Here is a 17,260-nt window from a genome sequence, read left to right on the forward strand (position 1 = left end):
ACCGGCATGAACTCCACATGGGTGAAGTTCAACTCCCGCAGATACCCCGGCAACTCCACCGCCAGCTGACGATACGTCAGACCCGGCCGCCAGGAGGCCAGATGCAGCTCGTAGATCGACATCGGCGCCCGGTGGTGGTGGGCGCGGGCCCGGCGCTCCAGCCACTGGCCGTCGCCCCAGCGGTACTCGGACCGGTGCACCACCGAGGCGGTCTCCGGCGGGCACTGGGCGGCCCGGGCCAGCGGGTCGGCCTTCTGCAGCAACCGCCCGTCCCGGGCGCGGATCTCGTACTTGTAGCGGGTGCCCACCCCCAGCCCGGGTACGAACAGCTCCCAGATCCCGCTCGCGCCGAGCGAGCGCATCGGGAACCCGGTGCCGTCCCAGTGGTTGAAGTCGCCGACCAGGCGCACCCCGACCGCGTTCGGCGCCCACACCGCGAACGCCGTGCCCAGCACGCCGTCCACCGTGCGCGGGTGCGAGCCGAGCGCCTTCCAGAGCTGCTCGTGGCGCCCCTCGCGGATCAGGTGCAGGTCCAACTCGCCCAGCGTGGGCGCGAACCGGTAGCCGTCCTGCTGGGCGAGCGGTTCGCCGCCGGGGTAGCGGACCTTCAGCTGGTAGGCCGGGATCGCCGAGCCGGGCAGCAGGCCGGTGAAGAGGCCGCCCTGCTGGTGGGTCAGCTCGGCGGGACCGTAGGCGGTCTCGATGGTGACCCGCTCGGCCAGCGGGCGCAGCACCCGGATCGCCGTGCCTCCGGTGGTCGGGTGCGCGCCGAGCAGGGCGTGCGGGTCGTGGTGCGCGCCGCCGACCAGCCGGTCGATCTCGGCCGGTGGCAGCGGCGCCTCGGCCAGCCGTAGCACCGGGGCGTCCACCGGACTGCTGATCGGGGTGCCCGCTTCAGGCGCGGGAACGGGTGCCGTAGTGGCCGGTGCCTCGGACGCGGGCACGTCGCGCCCGTGCGCGGCCGCGCGGGGCCGCGGACCGCCGCCCGGCAGGAAGGTGGCGGGCACGGTCGGGTTGGTGCGGTCGAGCGGGGCCACTGCGGGGTTCCTCCTGGCGGTGAGAGTGATCCGACGGCATTACGGATCCGTCAGCTGATGATGCGTCATGAGGCGGTGGCCAGGCGATGGATGGCGGTCAGCGGGATCGGCAGCCAGCCCGGCCGGTGCCTGGCCTCGTAGACCACCTCGTAGACGGCCTTGTCGATCTCCAGCGCCCGCAGCAGCTCCGGGCAGCTCGCCGGATCGGTGCCGCCGGCCGCCGTGTAGCCCGCGCAGTAGGCGGTGCGGTTGCGGGCCGCCCAGCTCGCGGCCAGGTGGGCCAGCTGCGGGTCCGGTTCGGCGCCCGCCAGCAGGTGCGCCGCCGCGTAGTCGAAGGAGCGCAGCATCGCCGCCACGTCCCGCAGGGCCGGCTGCGGCACCCGCCGCTCGGTCACCGACTTGGCCGGCTCGCCCTCGAAGTCCAGCAGCACCCAGCCGTGCGGGGTCCGCATCGCCTGCCCCAGGTGCAGGTCGCCGTGGATCCGCTGGACGGTTAGCCCGGTCAGGTGATCGGCCGTCAGCTGCTGGAAGGCCGCGTGCAGTGCCGGCCGGTAGCGGCGCAGCGCCGGGACGGCGGCGGCCGCCACGTCGAGGCGCTCGGCCATCGCGGTGGCCAGCCGGCCGGTCTGCTCGCGGTCCAGCTTGGCCACCGGCAGCGCGCGGGCCAGCACCCGGTGCACCTCGGCGGTGGCCCGGCCCAGCCGGTGCGCCTCCACCGCGAAGTTGCCGGGGCTGGGGTCGCCCTTGAGCCGGGCCACCTGGTCCAGGGCCAGCTCCCAGCCGTCCTCCGCATCCGGCAGGAAGCGTTGCAGCAGCCCCAGGGTGGCCGGCTCGGCACCGGCCAGCCGGCTCTCGAACCAGGCCGCCACCCGGGGGATCCGGGTGCTGCCGGCCCGCGAGAGGGCCAGCGACAGCTCCAGGTCGGGGTTGGTGCCGGGGCTGATCCGGCGGAACAGCTTGAGGATGAAGGCGGTGCCGTAGATGACCGAGGTGTTGCTCTGCTCGGCGGTGCCGGCCCGGCCGAGCAGGTCGCTGGGCAGCCCGGGACCCGGGGTGCGGCGGAACGAGAGCGGGCCGAACCGGTCGCCGGTGGCCAGATGGCCGAGCAGCCGCCCGGTCAGCTCCGGATCGTGCACCGCGTCGTAGAGCGAGGCGCCGTCGTACGGTCCGTGGGTGAGGCTGCCGAGCACGGCTTCCGGCAGCAGGCCGGCCGGCGCCTCGGTGCGCAGGCCGAGCAGCAGCTGGTAGAGGTCGGCCCCCCCGCCGTGCTCCACCCGCAGCAGCAGGTGCAGCATCGCCGGGTCGCCGGTCAGCAGCGGGGTCGCGGTGAGCGGGTGCAGGCCGGTGATCGCCTGGCCCTTGCCCGCGTACCAGCGCTGCCCCGGCAGCCAGTCGGCGATCATCGGCAGGGCGGCCTCGACCAGTTCGCCGACCGCCAGCGAACTGCTGATCCGTGGTCTGCTGCCGTGCCCGCCCTGGGTGTGCCCCGGTGCGCCCCGGCCGGCGCCGCCGGCGCCGTGCGGTGCGCCCGGACCGCCCGGACCGCGCGGCGCGGTGCCCGCGTCGCGGTGGGCGTGGGCTTGAGAACGGGAGATTTCCGACATGACTCCCTTTCCCCGGAAGCGGGCTGATGGCCCGACAGAACAGGCCGGGCCCGCCAGTCTTCCGGATTTCGGCGGCGCTGCTGCGGCGGCACGCGAGACGGACTCGGGTGTTACGCCTGAGGTGGGTGCGTGTTGGGCTGTTCTCCGTACGTACGTGGCGCGGGGCCCGCCGAGGGGCGCGAAGGCGGGCCCCGCGCCCCGTGCGCGGGCGGGGAGCTGGTGGATCGTTACTGCGCGCCGGGCCGGCGCAGCTGGAACCAGTAGAAGCCGTGCCCCGCCAGGGTGAGCAGGTACGGCCATTCGCCGATCGACGGGAACCGCACCCCGCCGATCAGCTCGACCGGATAGCGCCCGCCGTACCGCCGCAGGTCCAGCTCGGTGGGCTGGGGGAACCGGGAGAAGTTGTTCACACACATGACCAGGTCGCCCTCGTGCTCGCGCACGAAGGCCAGCACGGCCGGGTTGCTGGACGGAAGTTCGGTGTAACTGCCCAGACCGAAGGCCGGATTGAGCTTGCGGATCTCGATCATCCGCCGCGTCCAGTGCAGCAGCGAGGAAGAACTGCTCTGCTGCGCTTCGACGTTGGTCACCTGGTATCCGTAGACCGGATCCATGATGGGCGGCAGACTGAGCCTGCCCGGGTCGGCGGAGGAGAAACCCGCGTTGCGGTCGGGGGTCCACTGCATCGGGGTGCGGACCCCGTCGCGATCCCCCAGCCAGATGTTGTCGCCCATGCCGATCTCGTCGCCGTAGTAGAGCACCGGGGAGCCGGGCAGCGAGAGCAGCAGGGCGGTGAAGAGCTCGATCTGGTTGCGGTCGTTGTCCAGCAGCGGGGCGAGGCGGCGGCGGATGCCCACGTTGGCCCGCATCCGCGGTTCCTTCGCGTACTCCGCGTACATGTAGTCGCGCTCCTCGTCGGTGACCATCTCCAGGGTCAGCTCGTCGTGGTTGCGCAGGAAGATGCCCCACTGGCAGCCGCCCGGGATGGTCGGCGTCTTGGCCAGGATTTCCGAGACCGGGTAGCGCGACTCGCGGCGCACCGCCATGAAGATCCGCGGCATCACCGGGAAGTGGAAGGCCATGTGGCACTCGTCGCCACCGGAGCCGAAGTCGCCGAAGTAGTCGACCACGTCTTCCGGCCACTGGTTGGCCTCGGCGAGCAGCACGGTGTCCGGGTAGTCCGCGTCGATCTCCTTGCGGACCCGCTGGAGGAACTCGTGGGTCTCCGGGAGGTTCTCGCAGTTGGTGCCTTCGCGTGCGAACAGGTACGGCACCGCGTCGAGCCGGAAGCCGTCGATCCCGAGGTCGAGCCAGAACCGCAGACCCGCGACCATCTCCTCCTGGACCCGCGGGTTGTCGTAGTTCAGGTCCGGCTGGTGGGAGAAGAACCGGTGCCAGAAGTACTGCTTGCGGACCGGGTCGTAGGTCCAGTTGGAGGTCTCGGTGTCGACGAAGATGATCCGGGCGTCGGGGTACTGCTTGTCGTCGTCCGCCCAGACGTAGAAGTCGCCGTACGGTCCCTGGGGGTCGTTGCGGGAGGCCTGGAACCACGGGTGCTGGTCGCTGGTGTGGTTCATCACGAAGTCGATGATCACCCGCATGCCGCGCTTGTGGGCGGCGTCCACGAACTCGACGAAGTCGGCCAGGTCGCCGAACTCGGGCAGCACCGACTTGTAGTCGGCCACGTCGTAGCCGCCGTCACGCAGGGGGGAGGCGAAGAACGGCGGCAGCCAGAGGCAGTCGATGCCGAGCCACTGGAGGTAGTCGAGCTTCGCCGTGAGCCCCTTGAGGTCGCCCACACCGTCGCCGTTGCTGTCCTGGAAGGACCGCACCAGCACCTCGTAGAAGACCGCACGCTTGAACCACTCCGGGTCCAAGTCCTTCTTCTCGGTGTCCGCGAAGGTGTCGTGGACGGGCTCGTTCACAATCACAGGGAGGTCCTCCGAACCGTGAGGAGGTGGGCCGGCGCCATTGAGGGATCGAGCCGGACGTAGTTGTGGCGGTGCCAGGTGTAGCTCTCGCCGAGCAGCTCGTCGTCGATGATGAGCCGCTCGTCACTCGGGAGGGTGACGGTTGCTTCCTGCGGGTGGTGCGGGTCGAGGTTGACGACGATGATCAGCTGGTCCGTGCCGGTGCGCTTGGTGTAGGCGATGACCTGGTCGTTGTCGGTGGGCAGGAAGCTGAGGTTGCGCAGTTCCTGGAGGGCGGGGTGTTCGCGGCGCAGCCGGTTGAGGGTGGTGAGCAGCGGGGCCAGCGAGTCGGTGCGGGTCCAGTCGCGCGGGCGCAGCTGGTACTTCTCGCTGTCCAGGTACTCCTCGGTGTCGGGGCCGGCCGGCGTGGACTCGGCGAACTCGAAGCCGGCGTAGACGCCGTAGCTGGGCGACAGGGTGGCGGCCAGCACGGCGCGCACCGCGAAGCCGCTCAGACCCTGTTGCTGCAGGTGGCGGGGCAGGATGTCGGGGGTGTTGGCGAAGAAGTTGGGCCGCATGTAGGCCGCCGCCGGGCCGGTCAGCTCGTTCAGGTACTCGGTCAGCTCGTACTTGCTGTTGCGCCAGGTGAAGTAGGTGTACGACTGCTGGAAGCCGATCTTCGCCAGGGTGTGCATCATCGCGGGCCGGGTGAAGGCCTCGGCCAGGAAGATGACGTCCGGGTCGGTCCGGTTGATCTCGCCGATCACCTTCTCCCAGAAGTGCACCGGCTTGGTGTGCGGGTTGTCGACCCGGAAGATCCGCACCCCGTGGCCCATCCAGTGGCGCAGCAGCCGCAGGGTCTCGATCACCAGGCCGTCGAAGTCCTGGTCGAAGTTGATCGGGTAGATGTCCTGGTACTTCTTCGGCGGGTTCTCGGCGTAGGCGATGGTCCCGTCGATCCGGTGGCTGAACCACTGCGGGTGCTTGTTGACCCAGGGGTGGTCGGGGGAGGCCTGCAGCGCGAAGTCCAGCGCGATCTCCAGGCCGAGCTCGGTGGCGCGGGCCACGAAGGCGTCGAAGTCCTCGATGGTGCCCAGGTCCGGGTGGATCGCGTCGTGGCCGCCCTCCGGCGAGCCGATCGCCCACGGCGAGCCGACGTCCTGCTGGCCCGGCGTCAGGGAGTTGTTCGGGCCCTTGCGGTAGGCCGTACCGATCGGGTGGATCGGCGGCAGGTAGAGCACGTCGAAGCCCATCGCCGCGACGGCGGGCAGCCGCTCGGCGGCGGTGCGGAAGGTGCCCGAGCGCGGCGGGTTCAGGGTGGCGCCCTCGGAGCGCGGGAAGAACTCGTACCAGGACCCGAACAGCGCCCGCTGCCGCTCCACCCGCAGCGGCAGCGCGGTGGAGGCGGTGACCATCTCCCGCAGCGGATGGCGGGTCAGCGGCTCGGTCACCGCCGGGGCCAGGGCGGCGGCCAGGCGGGAGAGCGGGGGCAGCGCCAGGTCGCGCAGCGCGTGGACGGCCTTGAGCACCTCGGCGCGGCCGTCCTTCTTCGGCACCCCGGCGGCGGCCCGCTCCAGCAGCAGCGCGCCCTCCTCCAGGGTCAGTTCGACGTCCTGCCCGGCCGGGACCTTGACGGTGGCCGCGTGCTGCCAGGTCGCCACCGGGTCGCTCCAGGCCTCCACGCTGTAGCTCCACCGGCCTTCGGCCGTCGGAGTGAGCTCGGCGCCCCAGCGGTCGGTGCCGGGCGCCAGCTCGCGCATCGGGATCCAGGCGCCGCCGCGCCCGCGCGGGTCGCGCAGCACCACGTTGGCGTTGACCGCGTCGTGGCCCTCGCGGAAGACGGTGGCGGTGACCAGGAAGGTCTCGCCGACCACCGCGCGGGCCGGGCGGCGGCCGCCGTCCACCTGCGGGGCGACGTCCAGGACGGGGATCCGGCCGATCATCGGGGCGCTCTCTTTCGTCCGGCGTGCCGTCGCCGTGCTGCGGGTGGCGGTGTTGCGGGCGCCGGTGGCGCTTCGAGTGCCGGTGCTGCGGGCGGTGGTCTTGCTGGGGGTGGCTGTGCTCGGGGCGGTCTTGCTCGATGTGCTCTTGCTGGGCGTGCTCTTGCTCGCGGTGCTCTTGCGCGGGGCGGGCTTGGTCGTGGCGGAGGTGCTCGTGGCGGACCGGGGCTTCGGCTGGCTGGGCGACGTGTCTGACGCTGTTTCGGCCGTTCGGGGAGCGCGCGGCGCGAGCGGCTCAGTTATGGCCGAAATCGATACCGGCACGGTGAGTGGCTCCAACCCTTCGGACACCAGTGCGGACTGATTCCGTGTGTCGCCGTGCATGCCAAACTCCTGCCCGAGATCGGCGGCAGTCCCGCGGGCGGTTCGAGCACCGGGGAGTACCGGGAAAACTGCTGGGTGGGGGGACTGACAAGCGACCGGTGCCTGCCCGTACCACCGTGCCCGGGCCGATGGCCGAAATCCGGCGCCGCACGGCGGTCCGGAGCTGCGACACGGCGCGCGTCCCGGCGCGCGGCCTCGCGGCACGCCCGGAGGGCGATTCCGGCCTGCCCCGGAAACGACCAGGGCAAGCGTGAGGACACGCGGTGGCACACCAGGGAGGACACCAGGTGAGCCAGGTGGGCTAACGGCCGGCAGCTGAACGCGCAGGGACTGGCGCCGACGAGCTGACGGAGAGTCGGGGAAGGAATCGGAGCGCGGAGGACCGGCCGTGCCGCACGGGAATCGCCACCCATGCCGACCCGCTGCGACAGCGGCCTGTGCCCATCCTCGCACTGTTCGTAGCTCTTACCACTCGGTTCGAGGCCAGCGTGGGTGGTGCGGGGGAGCAGTTCAGCCATCTGCTGCCACCCACCCGGGGGTACTCCGTACGACCGGCGTGCGCTCGCCCCTTGGCGTGCGCCGTGTGCGCCCCCTGTGGCGTGAACTGCGCCGGACGTGATCTCATCTGTCGCCCGAATGGAGCTGTGTTAAGAGAGTTGACGCTCCATCACCCTGTTGCGGCGGTCTACGCTTCGGGCCGTGAAGGCCATCCGCAGATTCACCGTCCGCACCGTCCTGCCCGAACAACTCCAGCCGCTGCACGAACTCGCGCTCAACCTGCGCTGGTCCTGGCACCCGGAGACCCGGGAGCTGTTCCGCTCGGTCGACCCCGGAGTCTGGGAGGCCGTCGGCGAGGACCCGGTCCGGCTGCTCGGCGAGGTGCCGGCCGCCCGGCTCGCCGCGCTCGCCACCGACCGCCGCTTCCTGCGCCGGCTCGGCGACCTCACCGACGACCTGCACGACTACCTGAGCGGGCCGCGCTGGTACCAGTCCTACGAGCCGCTCGGCGAGCGCCCCTCGGCCATCGCGTACTTCTCGCCCGAGTACGGCATCACCGCGGCGCTCCCGCAGTACTCCGGCGGCCTGGGCATCCTGGCCGGCGACCACCTCAAGGCCGCCAGCGACCTCGGCGTGCCGCTGATCGGCGTCGGGCTCTTCTACCGCCACGGCTACTTCCGCCAGTCGCTCTCCCGGGACGGCTGGCAGCAGGAGCGCTACCCGGTGCTCGACCCCGACGAGTTGGCGGTCACCCTGCTGCGCGAGCCCGACGGCACCGCCTGCCGGGTCGAACTCGCGCTGCCCGGCGGACGCACCCTGGCCGCCCAGATCTGGCGGGCCCAGGTCGGCCGGGTCCCGCTGCTGCTGCTCGACTCCGACCTGGAAACGAACACGGCCACCGAACGGGACGTCACCGACCGGCTCTACGGGGGTGGCAGCGAGCACCGGCTGCTGCAGGAGATGCTGCTGGGCATCGGCGGGGTACGGGCGGTGCGGGCGTTCTGCCGGCTGACCGGACACCCGGAGCCCGAGGTGTTCCACACCAACGAGGGGCACGCCGGCTTCCTCGGGATCGAGCGGATCCGGGAGCTGGTGGCCACCGCCTCGGCGGACTTCGCCGGGGCCCTGGAGGCCGTCCGGGCCGGGACCCTCTTCACCACCCACACCCCCGTCCCCGCCGGCATCGACCGGTTCGACCGGGACCTGGTGGGCCGTCACTTCAGCGGCGACGCGGCGCTGCGCGGCGTCCCGGTCGACCAGGTCCTCGCCCTCGGCGTGGAGAACTGGCCGGGCGGCGACCCGAAGCTCTTCAACATGGCCGCCATGGGCCTGCGGCTGGCCCAGCGCGCGAACGGCGTCAGCACCCTGCACGGCGAGGTCAGCCGCGCCATGTTCGGCGCCCTGTGGCCCGGCTTCGACGCCGCCGAGGTGCCGATCACCTCGATCACCAACGGCGTGCACGCGCCCACCTGGATCGACCCCGCCGTGGTGCGCCTCGGCGCCGCCGAGATCGGCGTCGACCGCACCGAGGCCGCGATGTCGGTGGGCACCGCCGACCGCTGGAGCGGCGTCGAGCAGATCGGCGACGCCGAGATCTGGGCGGTGCGCCGGGAGCTGCGCGCGCAGCTGGTGGAGGAGGCGCGCCGGCGGCTGCGGGCCTCCTGGCGCCAGCGCGGTGCCGGCCAGGCGGAGCTGGGCTGGACCGATGCGGTGCTCGACCCCGACGTGCTGACCATCGGCTTCGCCCGGCGGGTCCCCTCGTACAAGCGCCTCACCCTGATGCTGCGCGACCAGGACCGGCTGCGCGGCCTGTTGCTGCACCCCACCCGGCCGGTGCAGATCGTGGTCGCGGGCAAGGCGCACCCGGCGGACGACGGCGGCAAGCGGTTGATCCAGCAGCTCGTCGCCTTCGCGGACGACCCGGCGGTGCGCCACCGGATCGTCTTCCTGCCGGACTACGACATGGCGATGGCCAAGCACCTCTACCCCGGCTGCGACGTCTGGCTGAACAACCCGCTGCGCCCGCTGGAGGCCTGCGGCACCTCGGGGATGAAGGCGGCGCTGAACGGCTGCCTCAACCTCTCGGTGCTCGACGGCTGGTGGGACGAGTGGTACGACGGCCGCAACGGCTGGGCGATCCCGACCGCCGACGGCTCCGGTTTCGACGAGGACCAGCGCGACGACATCGAGGCCGCCGCCCTCTACGACCTGATCGAGCATCAGGTCGCCGGCACCTACTACGACCGGGGCGCCGACCAGCTGCCGCACCGCTGGATCGCGATGGTCCGGCACACCCTGATCACCCTCGGCCCCAAGGTGCTGGCCGGCCGGATGGTCCGCGAGTACGTGGAGCGGCTCTACACCCCCGCCGCCCTCGCCCAGCGCGGCCTCGCCGGCGACGGCGCGCGCGTGCTCGCCGACTGGAAGGCCCGGGTGCGGGCCGCCTGGCCGGCCATCCGCGTCGAGCACGTCGACGCCGCCGCGGACGCCGCCGAGCTGGGCTCCGCCGTGGCGCTGCGCGTGCAGGTGGCGCTGGGCGGCCTGGACCCGGTCGACGTCGAGGTCCAGGCGGTCTCCGGCGCGGTGGACGAGAGCGACCTGATCCGCGACGCCGACACCCAGACCCTCAAGCCGGTCGGCGGCCCCGACCTGGCCGGCTGCCAACGCTACGAGGGAACCCTGGAACTGGGCCGCACCGGCCCGTTCGGGTACACGGTGCGGGTCCTGCCGAGCCACCCGCTGCTGGCCTCGGCGGCGGAGCTGGGGCTGGTGGCGCTGCCGGCGGAGTCGGCGGGGATGGACGCGGGGGTGCTGCGGTAGCGGCAGTTGCCCGGTGCTGAGCTGGTGCGCGGGAAGTCGGGTGGGTCGACTTCCCGCGCACCGTTGTGCGTGTCGCGGTGGTTCAGCCCCGAAGGATCATCGGGCGTCAGGGCCACGCCAAAACCTGGCGTTTCGCTCACCGCATGTGTTTAGGATGTCGCCATCCGTTGCCGACCGTACGCATGGGGGGACCATGGCGGGCGTTGAGTACGAGCAGTTACCGACCGGGGAGGGGCGTCGGCGGTGGCGTTCCGTTGCGCTGGCCGCTGCCTTGGTGCTGGTGGCCGGGGCTGGGGTGACCGGGTTCTGGTGGAAGCCCTGGCAGTCGGTGGGGTTGCCGGCCAGTGCGTGTTGGGGGGAGTTGGGGCCGGGGGACTACCGGGTGTTGGCGGGGGCGGACGGGGTGGCCAAGGCGTCGGACCGGGGGAGTATCGACGGGCCGGTGACCAGCGGGGTGCTGCTCTCCAGCTGCCGGTTGGTGTGGAATGACGCGCAGCGCTCGAACATGCTCTCGGTGGCGGTGAGTTCGGCGGACGAGAGTGACGGGACCGAGGATCCGCGGCTGCTCGGCAGCGCGCTGCAGGTGGTGGACTTCGGCCCGGACGCGAGGGGTTGGATCGCCCAGGGCACCGGGCCGCTGGCCATGCAGTTCGCGTGCACGTACCCGAGCGGCGCGGTCAAGGCCTCGCCGTACGTCCGCGTCGTGGTCAGCAGCGGGGACCTCGGCACGGCGTCGACCGCCCGGGTGCGGGCGGCCTACGCCGGGATCGCGCTGAAGGTGGCCAAGGCCGTGGTGAGCAGGCTGCCGTGCGGGAACCCGGTGCGGTTGCCCGACCGGCCGGGGTTGCTCCCGCCCGGGTGAGCTCAGACCAGGCTCTCCCGCCAGGCCGTGTGCAGGGTGGCGAAGCTGCCGCTGCCGGCGATCAGTTCGGCGGGGGTGCCGTCCTCGATGATCCGGCCCGACTCCATCACCAGGACGCGGTCGGCGATCTCCACGGTCGACAGGCGGTGCGCGATGATCACCGCGGTGCGGCCGGCGAGCACCGTGCGCATGGCGCGTTGGACGGCCTGCTCGCCGGGGATGTCCAGCGAGGAGGTGGCCTCGTCCAGGATCAGCACGGCGGGGTCGGCCAGCAGGGCGCGGGCGAAGGCGACCAACTGGCGCTGTCCGGCGGAGATCCGGCCGCCGCGCTTGCGGACGTCGGTGTCGTAGCCGTCCGGCAGGGCCGTGATGAAGTCGTGGGCGCCGATCGCCTTCGCCGCTGCCTCGATCTCCGCGCGGGAGGCGTCGGGGCGGCCGATGGCGATGTTCTCGGCGACGGTGCCCGAGAAGAGGAAGGACTCCTGGGTGACCATCACGATGCCGCGCCGCAGCTCGGTGGTGGAGAGCTCGCGCAGGTCGACGCCGTCCAGGGTGACCTGACCCTGCGTCGGGTCGTAGAACCGGGCGAGCAGCTTGGCCAGGGTGGACTTGCCCGCGCCGGTGGCGCCGACGATCGCGGTGGTCCGGCCGGCCGGGAGGGTGAGCGAGAAGGCGGGCAGCACCACCTTGCCGGTGCGGTAGGCGAAAGCGGTGTCGGTGAAGGCGACGGTGCGGCCGGTGGCCGAGGTGGGCGGTAGGGGAAGGGGAGCGGAGGGTTCGGCGACCGAGGGCTCGTGGGCGAGCAGGCCGGCGATCTTCTCCAGTGCGGCCGCCGCCGACTGGTAGCTGTTCAGGAACATCGCTAGCTGGTCGATCGGGTCGTAGAGCCGCCGCAGGTAGAGCACGAAGCCGGTGAGCACACCGACCTCCAGGCTGCCGTCGGTGACCAGGTAGGCCCCGACCAGTACCACCAGGGTCACCCAGAGGTTGGCGGCGGCCCGCGAGAACCCGACGTAACGTGCCATCTCCAGCAGCCCGTTGGCGTTCGCCGTGGCGTACTGCCGGTTGGCCTCGTCGAACGCGTCCAGGTTGGCCTGCTCGCGGCGGAACGCCTGCACCGGGCGGATGCCGTTCATCGTCTCGGTGAAGCGCACGATCACCGAGGCGACCGCGGTCCGCGAGGTGCGGTAGACCCGCGAGCTGCGCCGCCGGAACATCCGCACCAGCAGCGCCATCGGGAGCACCGAGCTGAGCGCCAGCAGCCCCAGCCGCCAGTCCATCACCAGCAGGATCACCGCGATGTAGCAGACCGACAGGAGGACCGCGAGCAGTTCCTGCAGCCCCTCGTTGAGCAGTTCGCGCAGCGCGTCCACATCGCTGGTGCCGCGGGAGATGATCCGGCCCGAGGTGTAGCGCTCGTGGAAGTCCAGGCCGAGCCGCTGGGCGTGCCGGAAGATCCGGGTGCGCAGGTCGAGCAGCACGTCCTGGTTGAGCCGCCCGGTCAGCCGGATGAAGGCGCGTTGCAGCAGCGTGCTCAGCGCCGCGCAGCCCAGGTACCCGGCGGTGACGGCGATCAGCGGGCCGCTGTCGTGGCGGCGCAGCGCGGGGATGCCCTGGTCCATGGCGAGCGCCACCAGCAGCGGGCCGGACTGCAGCGCGGCCTGCTGCAGCAGGATCATCAGCATCGCGCCCAGCACCCGGCCGCGGTGCGGGGCGAGCAGCGAGCGCAGCAGCGCGGTGGGGGCGCCGGGCGGGACGGGGATCTCCTCGTCCGCGAGCACGGGGAGTTCTTCCTCAGGAGCCAGCACGGTCATCGGGTCACACTCGCTTCCAGCGCACTCTCGCCGGACATCAGTTCGCGGTATTCGGGGCAGTTCTCCAGCAGCCGCTGGTGGGTGTCGACGGCCAGGATCCGGCCCTCGACCAGCACGGCCACCCGGTCGGCGAGCAGCACGGTGCTCGGCCGGTGCGCCACCACCAGCGCGGTGGTGCCGGTCAGCACCTCGCGCAGGGCCTGTTCGACCAGCGCCTCGGTGTGCACGTCCAGCGCGGAGAGCGGGTCGTCCAGGACCAGGAAGTCGGGGTCGCCGACCACCGCGCGGGCCAGCGCCAGGCGCTGGCGCTGGCCGCCGGACAGGCTCAGGCCCTGCTCGCCGACCTCGGTGTCCGCGCCCTGCGGCAGCTGGCCGACGAAGCCGGCCTGCGCCACCGCCAGGGCCCGCTCCAGCAGTTCGGGCGTCGCCTCGGGCGCGCCCATCAGCACGTTCTCCCGCACCGAGGCGGAGAACAGGGTGGGATCCTCGAAGGCGACCGCGACGATCTCGCGCAGCCGCGGCAGCGGCAGCCGGGTGATGTCCTGGCCGTCCAGCGTGATGCTGCCCGCGGTGGTCTCGTACAGGCGGGGGAGCAGCGCGGTCAGCGTGGTCTTGCCGCTGCCGGTGGCGCCGACCAGGGCCACCGTCTCGCCGTGCCGGATGTGCAGGTCGATGCCGCGCAGCAGGTCCGGGGAGCCGGCGGGCGCGTCGGGGTAGCGGAAGCGGACGCCGGTGAAGCGGATGCCGTCGCCGTTCGGCGCGGCGTCGGTGGCGGCGAGCGGGACCTCCTCGACGGTGTCCATCACGTCGAAGAACCGGTCCGCGGCGGTGCCCGCCTCGTTGCTGTAGGCGAGCAGCCAGCCCAGCGACTCGACCGGCCAGCGCAGCGCCAGCGCGGTGGAGAGGAAGGCGACCAGGGTGCCGGTGCTCAGCTCGTCGTGCGCGACCAGCACCGCGCCGACCGCCAGCGAGGTGCCCAGCGCCGCCTCGGGCAGGCCGACGATCAGCGCCCACAGGTCGGCCAGCATCCGGGCCTTGCGCAGCTCGGTGCCGCGCAGCCGCTCGGCCTGCTCGGCGAACCGGCGGGCCATGCTGCGCCGGCGACCGAAGGACTTGAGGATCCGGATGCCGAGCACCGACTCCTCCAGCACGGTGGCCAGGTCGCCGTTCTGGTCCTGGGCCAGCCGGGCGGCGGCCGAGTAGCGGGTCTCGAAGTGCACGCAGAGCAGCACCAGCGGGATGGCGGGGATCAGCGCGATCAGTCCCAGCCGCCAGTCCAGGGTCAGCATCAGCGCCGATCCGGCCAGGAACATCAGCGAGTTGACGATCAGGAAGACCAGCGGGAAGGCCAGGAAGAGGCGCAGGGTGTACATGTCCGAGGTGGCTCGGGAGAGCAACTGCCCGGACGGCCAGCGGTCGTGGAAGGAGACCGGCAGCCGCTGCAGCTTGGCGTACAGGTCACGGCGCATCGCCGCCTCGACCTTGGCCAGCGGGCGGGCGATCAGCACCCGGCGCAGGCCGAACAGCCCGGCCTCGGCGGCACCGAGCAGCAGGAGCAGACCGATCAGCGGCCACAGCGCGTGCTGGTCGTGGTGGCCGATCGGCCCGTCCACGATCCGGCCGAGCACCAGGGGCACCACCAGCACGGCGGCGGAGGCGACCAGCGCGGCGAGTACCGCGCCGATCAGGTACCAGCGGATCGGGTGGGCGTAGGACCTGAGCCTGAGCAGCGAGCGCACCGTGGACCTGGTGGGCCCGGCGGTGGGCAGCGGCAGCGGGGGTTCGGCGTTCTCGGACATCAGGCCGAGCGTAGGCGGAGCCCCCGACATTCCTCATCCGGTTTTTCACACCTGTCCACCTCCGGCGCCGGGATCCGGCCACCCGTCCGGACAACTCCCCCTGTCACTGTGGTCCGTGGCGGCGCAGCAGTCGCAGCGAGCGGGCGGCCAGCGGCTGGGCGGCGCCGCGCCGGGCGGTGTCGACCAGCAGGTCCCAGCCGCCGGCGGGCAGGGTGAAGTCCACCGGGCGGTCGGCGGCGTTCAGCAGCAGCAAGAAGCTGTCGTCGGTGAGCGGGCAGCCGTGCTGGTCGCGCTCGGACATCGCGTCACCGTTGAGCAGCATGCCCAGCTGCGCGGTGGGCGCGAACCAGTCGGCCTCGGTCATCTCGGTGCCGCGCGCGGTGTACCAGGTGAGGTCGCGCTGCCCGCCGGGCACCGCGGCCCGTCCGGAGAAGAAGGCGCGCTGGCGCAGCACCGGGTGGGACCGGCGCAGCCGGATCAGCTCGGCGGTCAGCTCGTGCAGGGCGCGCCACTCGGGCAGCTCCAGCAGCGACCAGTCCACCCAACTGGTCTCGTTGTCCTGGCAGTAGGCGTTGTTGTTGCCGCCCTGGGTGCGCCCGAACTCGTCGCCCGCGGTGAGCATCGGGACCCCGGAGGCGAGCAGCAGGGTGGCCAGCAGGTTGCGCGTCTGGCGCTGTCTCAGCTCGAGCACGGCAGCCTCGTCCGTCTCGCCCTCCGCGCCGCAGTTCCAGGCCCGGTTGTCGTCGGTGCCGTCCCGCCCGTCCTCGCCGTTGGCCAGGTTGTGCTTGCCGTTGTAGGAGACCAGGTCGCGCAGCGTGAAGCCGTCGTGCGCGGTGACGTAGTTGACCGAGGCGTACGGCCGCCGCCCGCCGAGCTGGTAGAGGTCGGAGGAGCCGGAGAGGCGGTAGCCGAGTTCGGCCACGTCCGGGCGGGCGCCGCGCCAGAAGTCGCGCACGGTGTCGCGGTACTTGTCGTTCCACTCGGCCCACAGCGGCGGGAAGTTGCCCACCTGGTAGCCGCCGTGCCCGACGTCCCAGGGCTCGGCGATCAGCTTGACCCGGCTGAGGAAGGGGTCCTGGGAGACCGCCGCGAGGAACGGGTGGTGCATGTCCACCCCGTCGTCGCTGCGGGCCAGCGCGGCGGCCAGGTCGAAGCGGAAGCCGTCCACGCCCATCTCGGCGGCCCAGTAGCGCAGCGAGTCGGTGATCAGCCGCACGGTCTGCGGCTGCCGGGTGTCCAGCGTGTTGCCGCAGCCGGTGTAGTCGGTGTAGCCCCGGTTGCCCCTGTTGCCGCGGCCCAGCCGGTAGTAGCCGGCGTTGTCGATGCCGCGCAGCGAGAGGGTCGGGCCGCCCTCGCCGCCCTCGGCGGTGTGGTTGTAGACCACGTCGAGGATCACCTCGATGCCCGCCTGGTGCAGCGCCCGGACCATCCGCTTGAACTCGCCGACCTGCTGGCCGCGGGTGCCGGAGGCGGAGTAGCCGCCGTGCGGGGCGAACCAGCCGATCGAGTTGTAGCCCCAGTAGTTGGTCAGGCCGCGCCGGTGCAGGTGGTCCTCGCTGGCGAACTGGTGCACCGGCAGCAGCTCGACCGCGGTGACCCCGAGCGAGGTCAGGTAGTCGATCGCGGCCGGGTGGGCCAGCCCCGCGTAGGTGCCGCGCAGTTCGGCGGGGATGCCCGGATGGCGCATGGTGAAGCCGCGCACGTGCAGCTCGTAGATCACCGTCTCGGCCCACGGGGTCTTCGGGCGGCGGTCGTCCGACCAGTCGTCATCGTCGTGCACCACCACGCCCCGGGCGGTGTACGGGGCGGAGTCGCGGTTGTCCCGGACGGTGTCGGCGACCTCCGGCTCGGGCCAGTCGCGCACCGAGCCGCAGCAGGCGCTGTGGCCGGTGAAGGCCCCGTCGACCGCGCGGGCGTACGGGTCGAGCAGCAGTTTGGCCGGGTTCCACCGGGCGCCGGTCCACGGGTCCCAGCGGCCGTGCACCCGGTAGCCGTAGTGCTGGCCGGGGCCGACGCCGGGCAGGTAGCCGTGCCAGGTCTGGAAGGTCTGCTCGGGCAGCGGATGGCGGGTCTCGACGCCCTGCTCGTCGAACAGGCAGAGCTCGACGGCCTCCGCGCCCGGCGCCCAGAGCGCGAAGTTGGTCCCGTGGCTGCCGTCCGAGCCGTGCCGGTAGCGGGCGCCGAGCGGCTGCCAACTGCCCGGCCAAGGGGCGGCCGAGGGCAGCTGGGCGGCTTGGGGCGCCAGCGGCGCCGCGTGCTCCAGTTCCTGGAATGCCGTCATGCCCGATGCCCTCCGAGCCGTTGGCCCGCGATTCGCGCGCGTTTGTTACGGACGGATGTCCGCTGAGTGGAATCGTTCCCTCGTGTTCCAGGGAGAATCCGATCGTCGAACTCCGATCGTTGAACGCGGGACTGGAGCGGCACTCGATCGGCCAGTCCGCCGGGCGGCCGGGACGGGGGGTCAGGGGCGGTGTGCGGCAGGGCTGTCGACTGCCCGTGGACCGCCCGTCGACTGCGCGGCGACCGCCCGGCGAGGCCGGTGAACCCTTACGTGCTTTCACCTCTCGGTCACGCCCCTCCCGCCGAAGATTC

Annotated in this window: 9 protein-coding genes and 1 pseudogene; 3 read left to right on the forward strand and 7 right to left on the reverse strand. The window is 72.3% G+C overall.

From position 1 onward, the window contains the following. The 4 genes and pseudogenes from ABH937_RS31035 to ABH937_RS31050 all read right to left on the reverse strand — a co-directional run. Window positions 1-1,037 (reverse strand): annotated as a pseudogene (locus ABH937_RS31035) (1,4-alpha-glucan branching enzyme); the annotation flags it as partial. Window positions 1,038-1,102: 65 nt separating this feature from the next. Continuing rightward, window positions 1,103-2,641, reverse strand: a complete 1,539-nt coding sequence (locus ABH937_RS31040; RefSeq protein WP_280687381.1) for a maltokinase — start codon at window positions 2,639-2,641, stop codon at window positions 1,103-1,105. Window positions 2,642-2,868: 227 nt separating this feature from the next. Further along, window positions 2,869-4,572: a maltose alpha-D-glucosyltransferase gene (gene treS, locus ABH937_RS31045; RefSeq protein ID WP_280687380.1), complete on the reverse strand. Its 1,704-nt coding sequence runs from the start codon at window positions 4,570-4,572 to the stop codon at window positions 2,869-2,871. Beyond that, window positions 4,569-6,494, reverse strand: coding sequence for an alpha-1,4-glucan--maltose-1-phosphate maltosyltransferase (locus tag ABH937_RS31050; RefSeq protein ID WP_280687988.1), 1,926 nt, complete (start codon window positions 6,492-6,494; stop codon window positions 4,569-4,571). The genes treS and ABH937_RS31050 overlap by 4 nt, the downstream gene beginning before the upstream one ends. A gap of 34 nt (window positions 6,495-6,528) precedes the next feature. Between ABH937_RS31050 and ABH937_RS31055 the strand changes: the two genes are divergently transcribed. The 3 genes from ABH937_RS31055 to ABH937_RS31065 all read left to right on the forward strand — a co-directional run bounded on the left by ABH937_RS31055 (window position 6,529) and on the right by ABH937_RS31065 (window position 11,055). Next, a complete protein-coding gene (locus tag ABH937_RS31055) occupies window positions 6,529-6,855 on the forward strand; it encodes a hypothetical protein (RefSeq protein WP_370220170.1) in 327 nt (108 codons plus the stop codon). Window positions 6,856-7,574: 719 nt separating this feature from the next. Beyond that, on the forward strand, window positions 7,575-10,193 hold the full coding sequence (glgP, locus tag ABH937_RS31060; protein WP_280687379.1) for an alpha-glucan family phosphorylase: 2,619 nt from the start codon (window positions 7,575-7,577) through the stop codon (window positions 10,191-10,193). Window positions 10,194-10,386: 193 nt separating this feature from the next. Next, window positions 10,387-11,055, forward strand: coding sequence for a hypothetical protein (locus ABH937_RS31065; protein WP_280687378.1), 669 nt, complete (start codon window positions 10,387-10,389; stop codon window positions 11,053-11,055). A gap of 2 nt (window positions 11,056-11,057) precedes the next feature. On the opposite strand, the gene ABH937_RS31070 is transcribed toward ABH937_RS31065, so the two are convergent. The 3 genes from ABH937_RS31070 to glgX all read right to left on the reverse strand — a co-directional run bounded on the left by ABH937_RS31070 (window position 11,058) and on the right by glgX (window position 16,949). Beyond that, window positions 11,058-12,869 carry an ABC transporter ATP-binding protein gene (locus ABH937_RS31070; protein WP_280687377.1) on the reverse strand — a complete coding sequence of 604 codons (1,812 nt, stop codon included), beginning with the start codon at window positions 12,867-12,869 and terminating at the stop codon, window positions 11,058-11,060. Further along, the gene (locus ABH937_RS31075; protein WP_370220171.1) at window positions 12,866-14,668 is read right to left on the reverse strand and encodes an ABC transporter ATP-binding protein; all 1,803 of its coding nucleotides are present in this window, start codon (window positions 14,666-14,668) and stop codon (window positions 12,866-12,868) included. The genes ABH937_RS31070 and ABH937_RS31075 overlap by 4 nt, the downstream gene beginning before the upstream one ends. Before the next feature lie 103 nt (window positions 14,669-14,771). Next, window positions 14,772-16,949: a glycogen debranching protein GlgX gene (gene glgX, locus ABH937_RS31080; protein WP_370220172.1), complete on the reverse strand. Its 2,178-nt coding sequence runs from the start codon at window positions 16,947-16,949 to the stop codon at window positions 14,772-14,774. Window positions 16,950-17,260 lie beyond the last annotated feature (311 nt).

It is taken from the genome of Kitasatospora sp. GAS1066B, from assembly GCF_041262605.1.
In the GTDB taxonomy this organism is placed as follows: domain Bacteria; phylum Actinomycetota; class Actinomycetes; order Streptomycetales; family Streptomycetaceae; genus Kitasatospora.

Bases quoted from the DNA above. Each gene is read 5' to 3' on its own strand.
- ABH937_RS31040 (WP_280687381.1), bottom strand. From the start codon at position 2,641: ATGTCGGAAATCTCCCGTTCTCAAGCCCACGCCCACCGCGACGCGGGC.
- ABH937_RS31050 (WP_280687988.1), bottom strand. From the start codon at position 6,494: ATGATCGGCCGGATCCCCGTCCTGGACGTCGCCCCGCAGGTGGACGGC.
- ABH937_RS31065 (WP_280687378.1), top strand. From the start codon at position 10,387: ATGGCGGGCGTTGAGTACGAGCAGTTACCGACCGGGGAGGGGCGTCGG.
- ABH937_RS31070 (WP_280687377.1), bottom strand. From the start codon at position 12,869: ATGACCGTGCTGGCTCCTGAGGAAGAACTCCCCGTGCTCGCGGACGAG.
- ABH937_RS31075 (WP_370220171.1), bottom strand. From the start codon at position 14,668: ATGTCCGAGAACGCCGAACCCCCGCTGCCGCTGCCCACCGCCGGGCCC.
- glgX (WP_370220172.1), bottom strand. From the start codon at position 16,949: ATGACGGCATTCCAGGAACTGGAGCACGCGGCGCCGCTGGCGCCCCAA.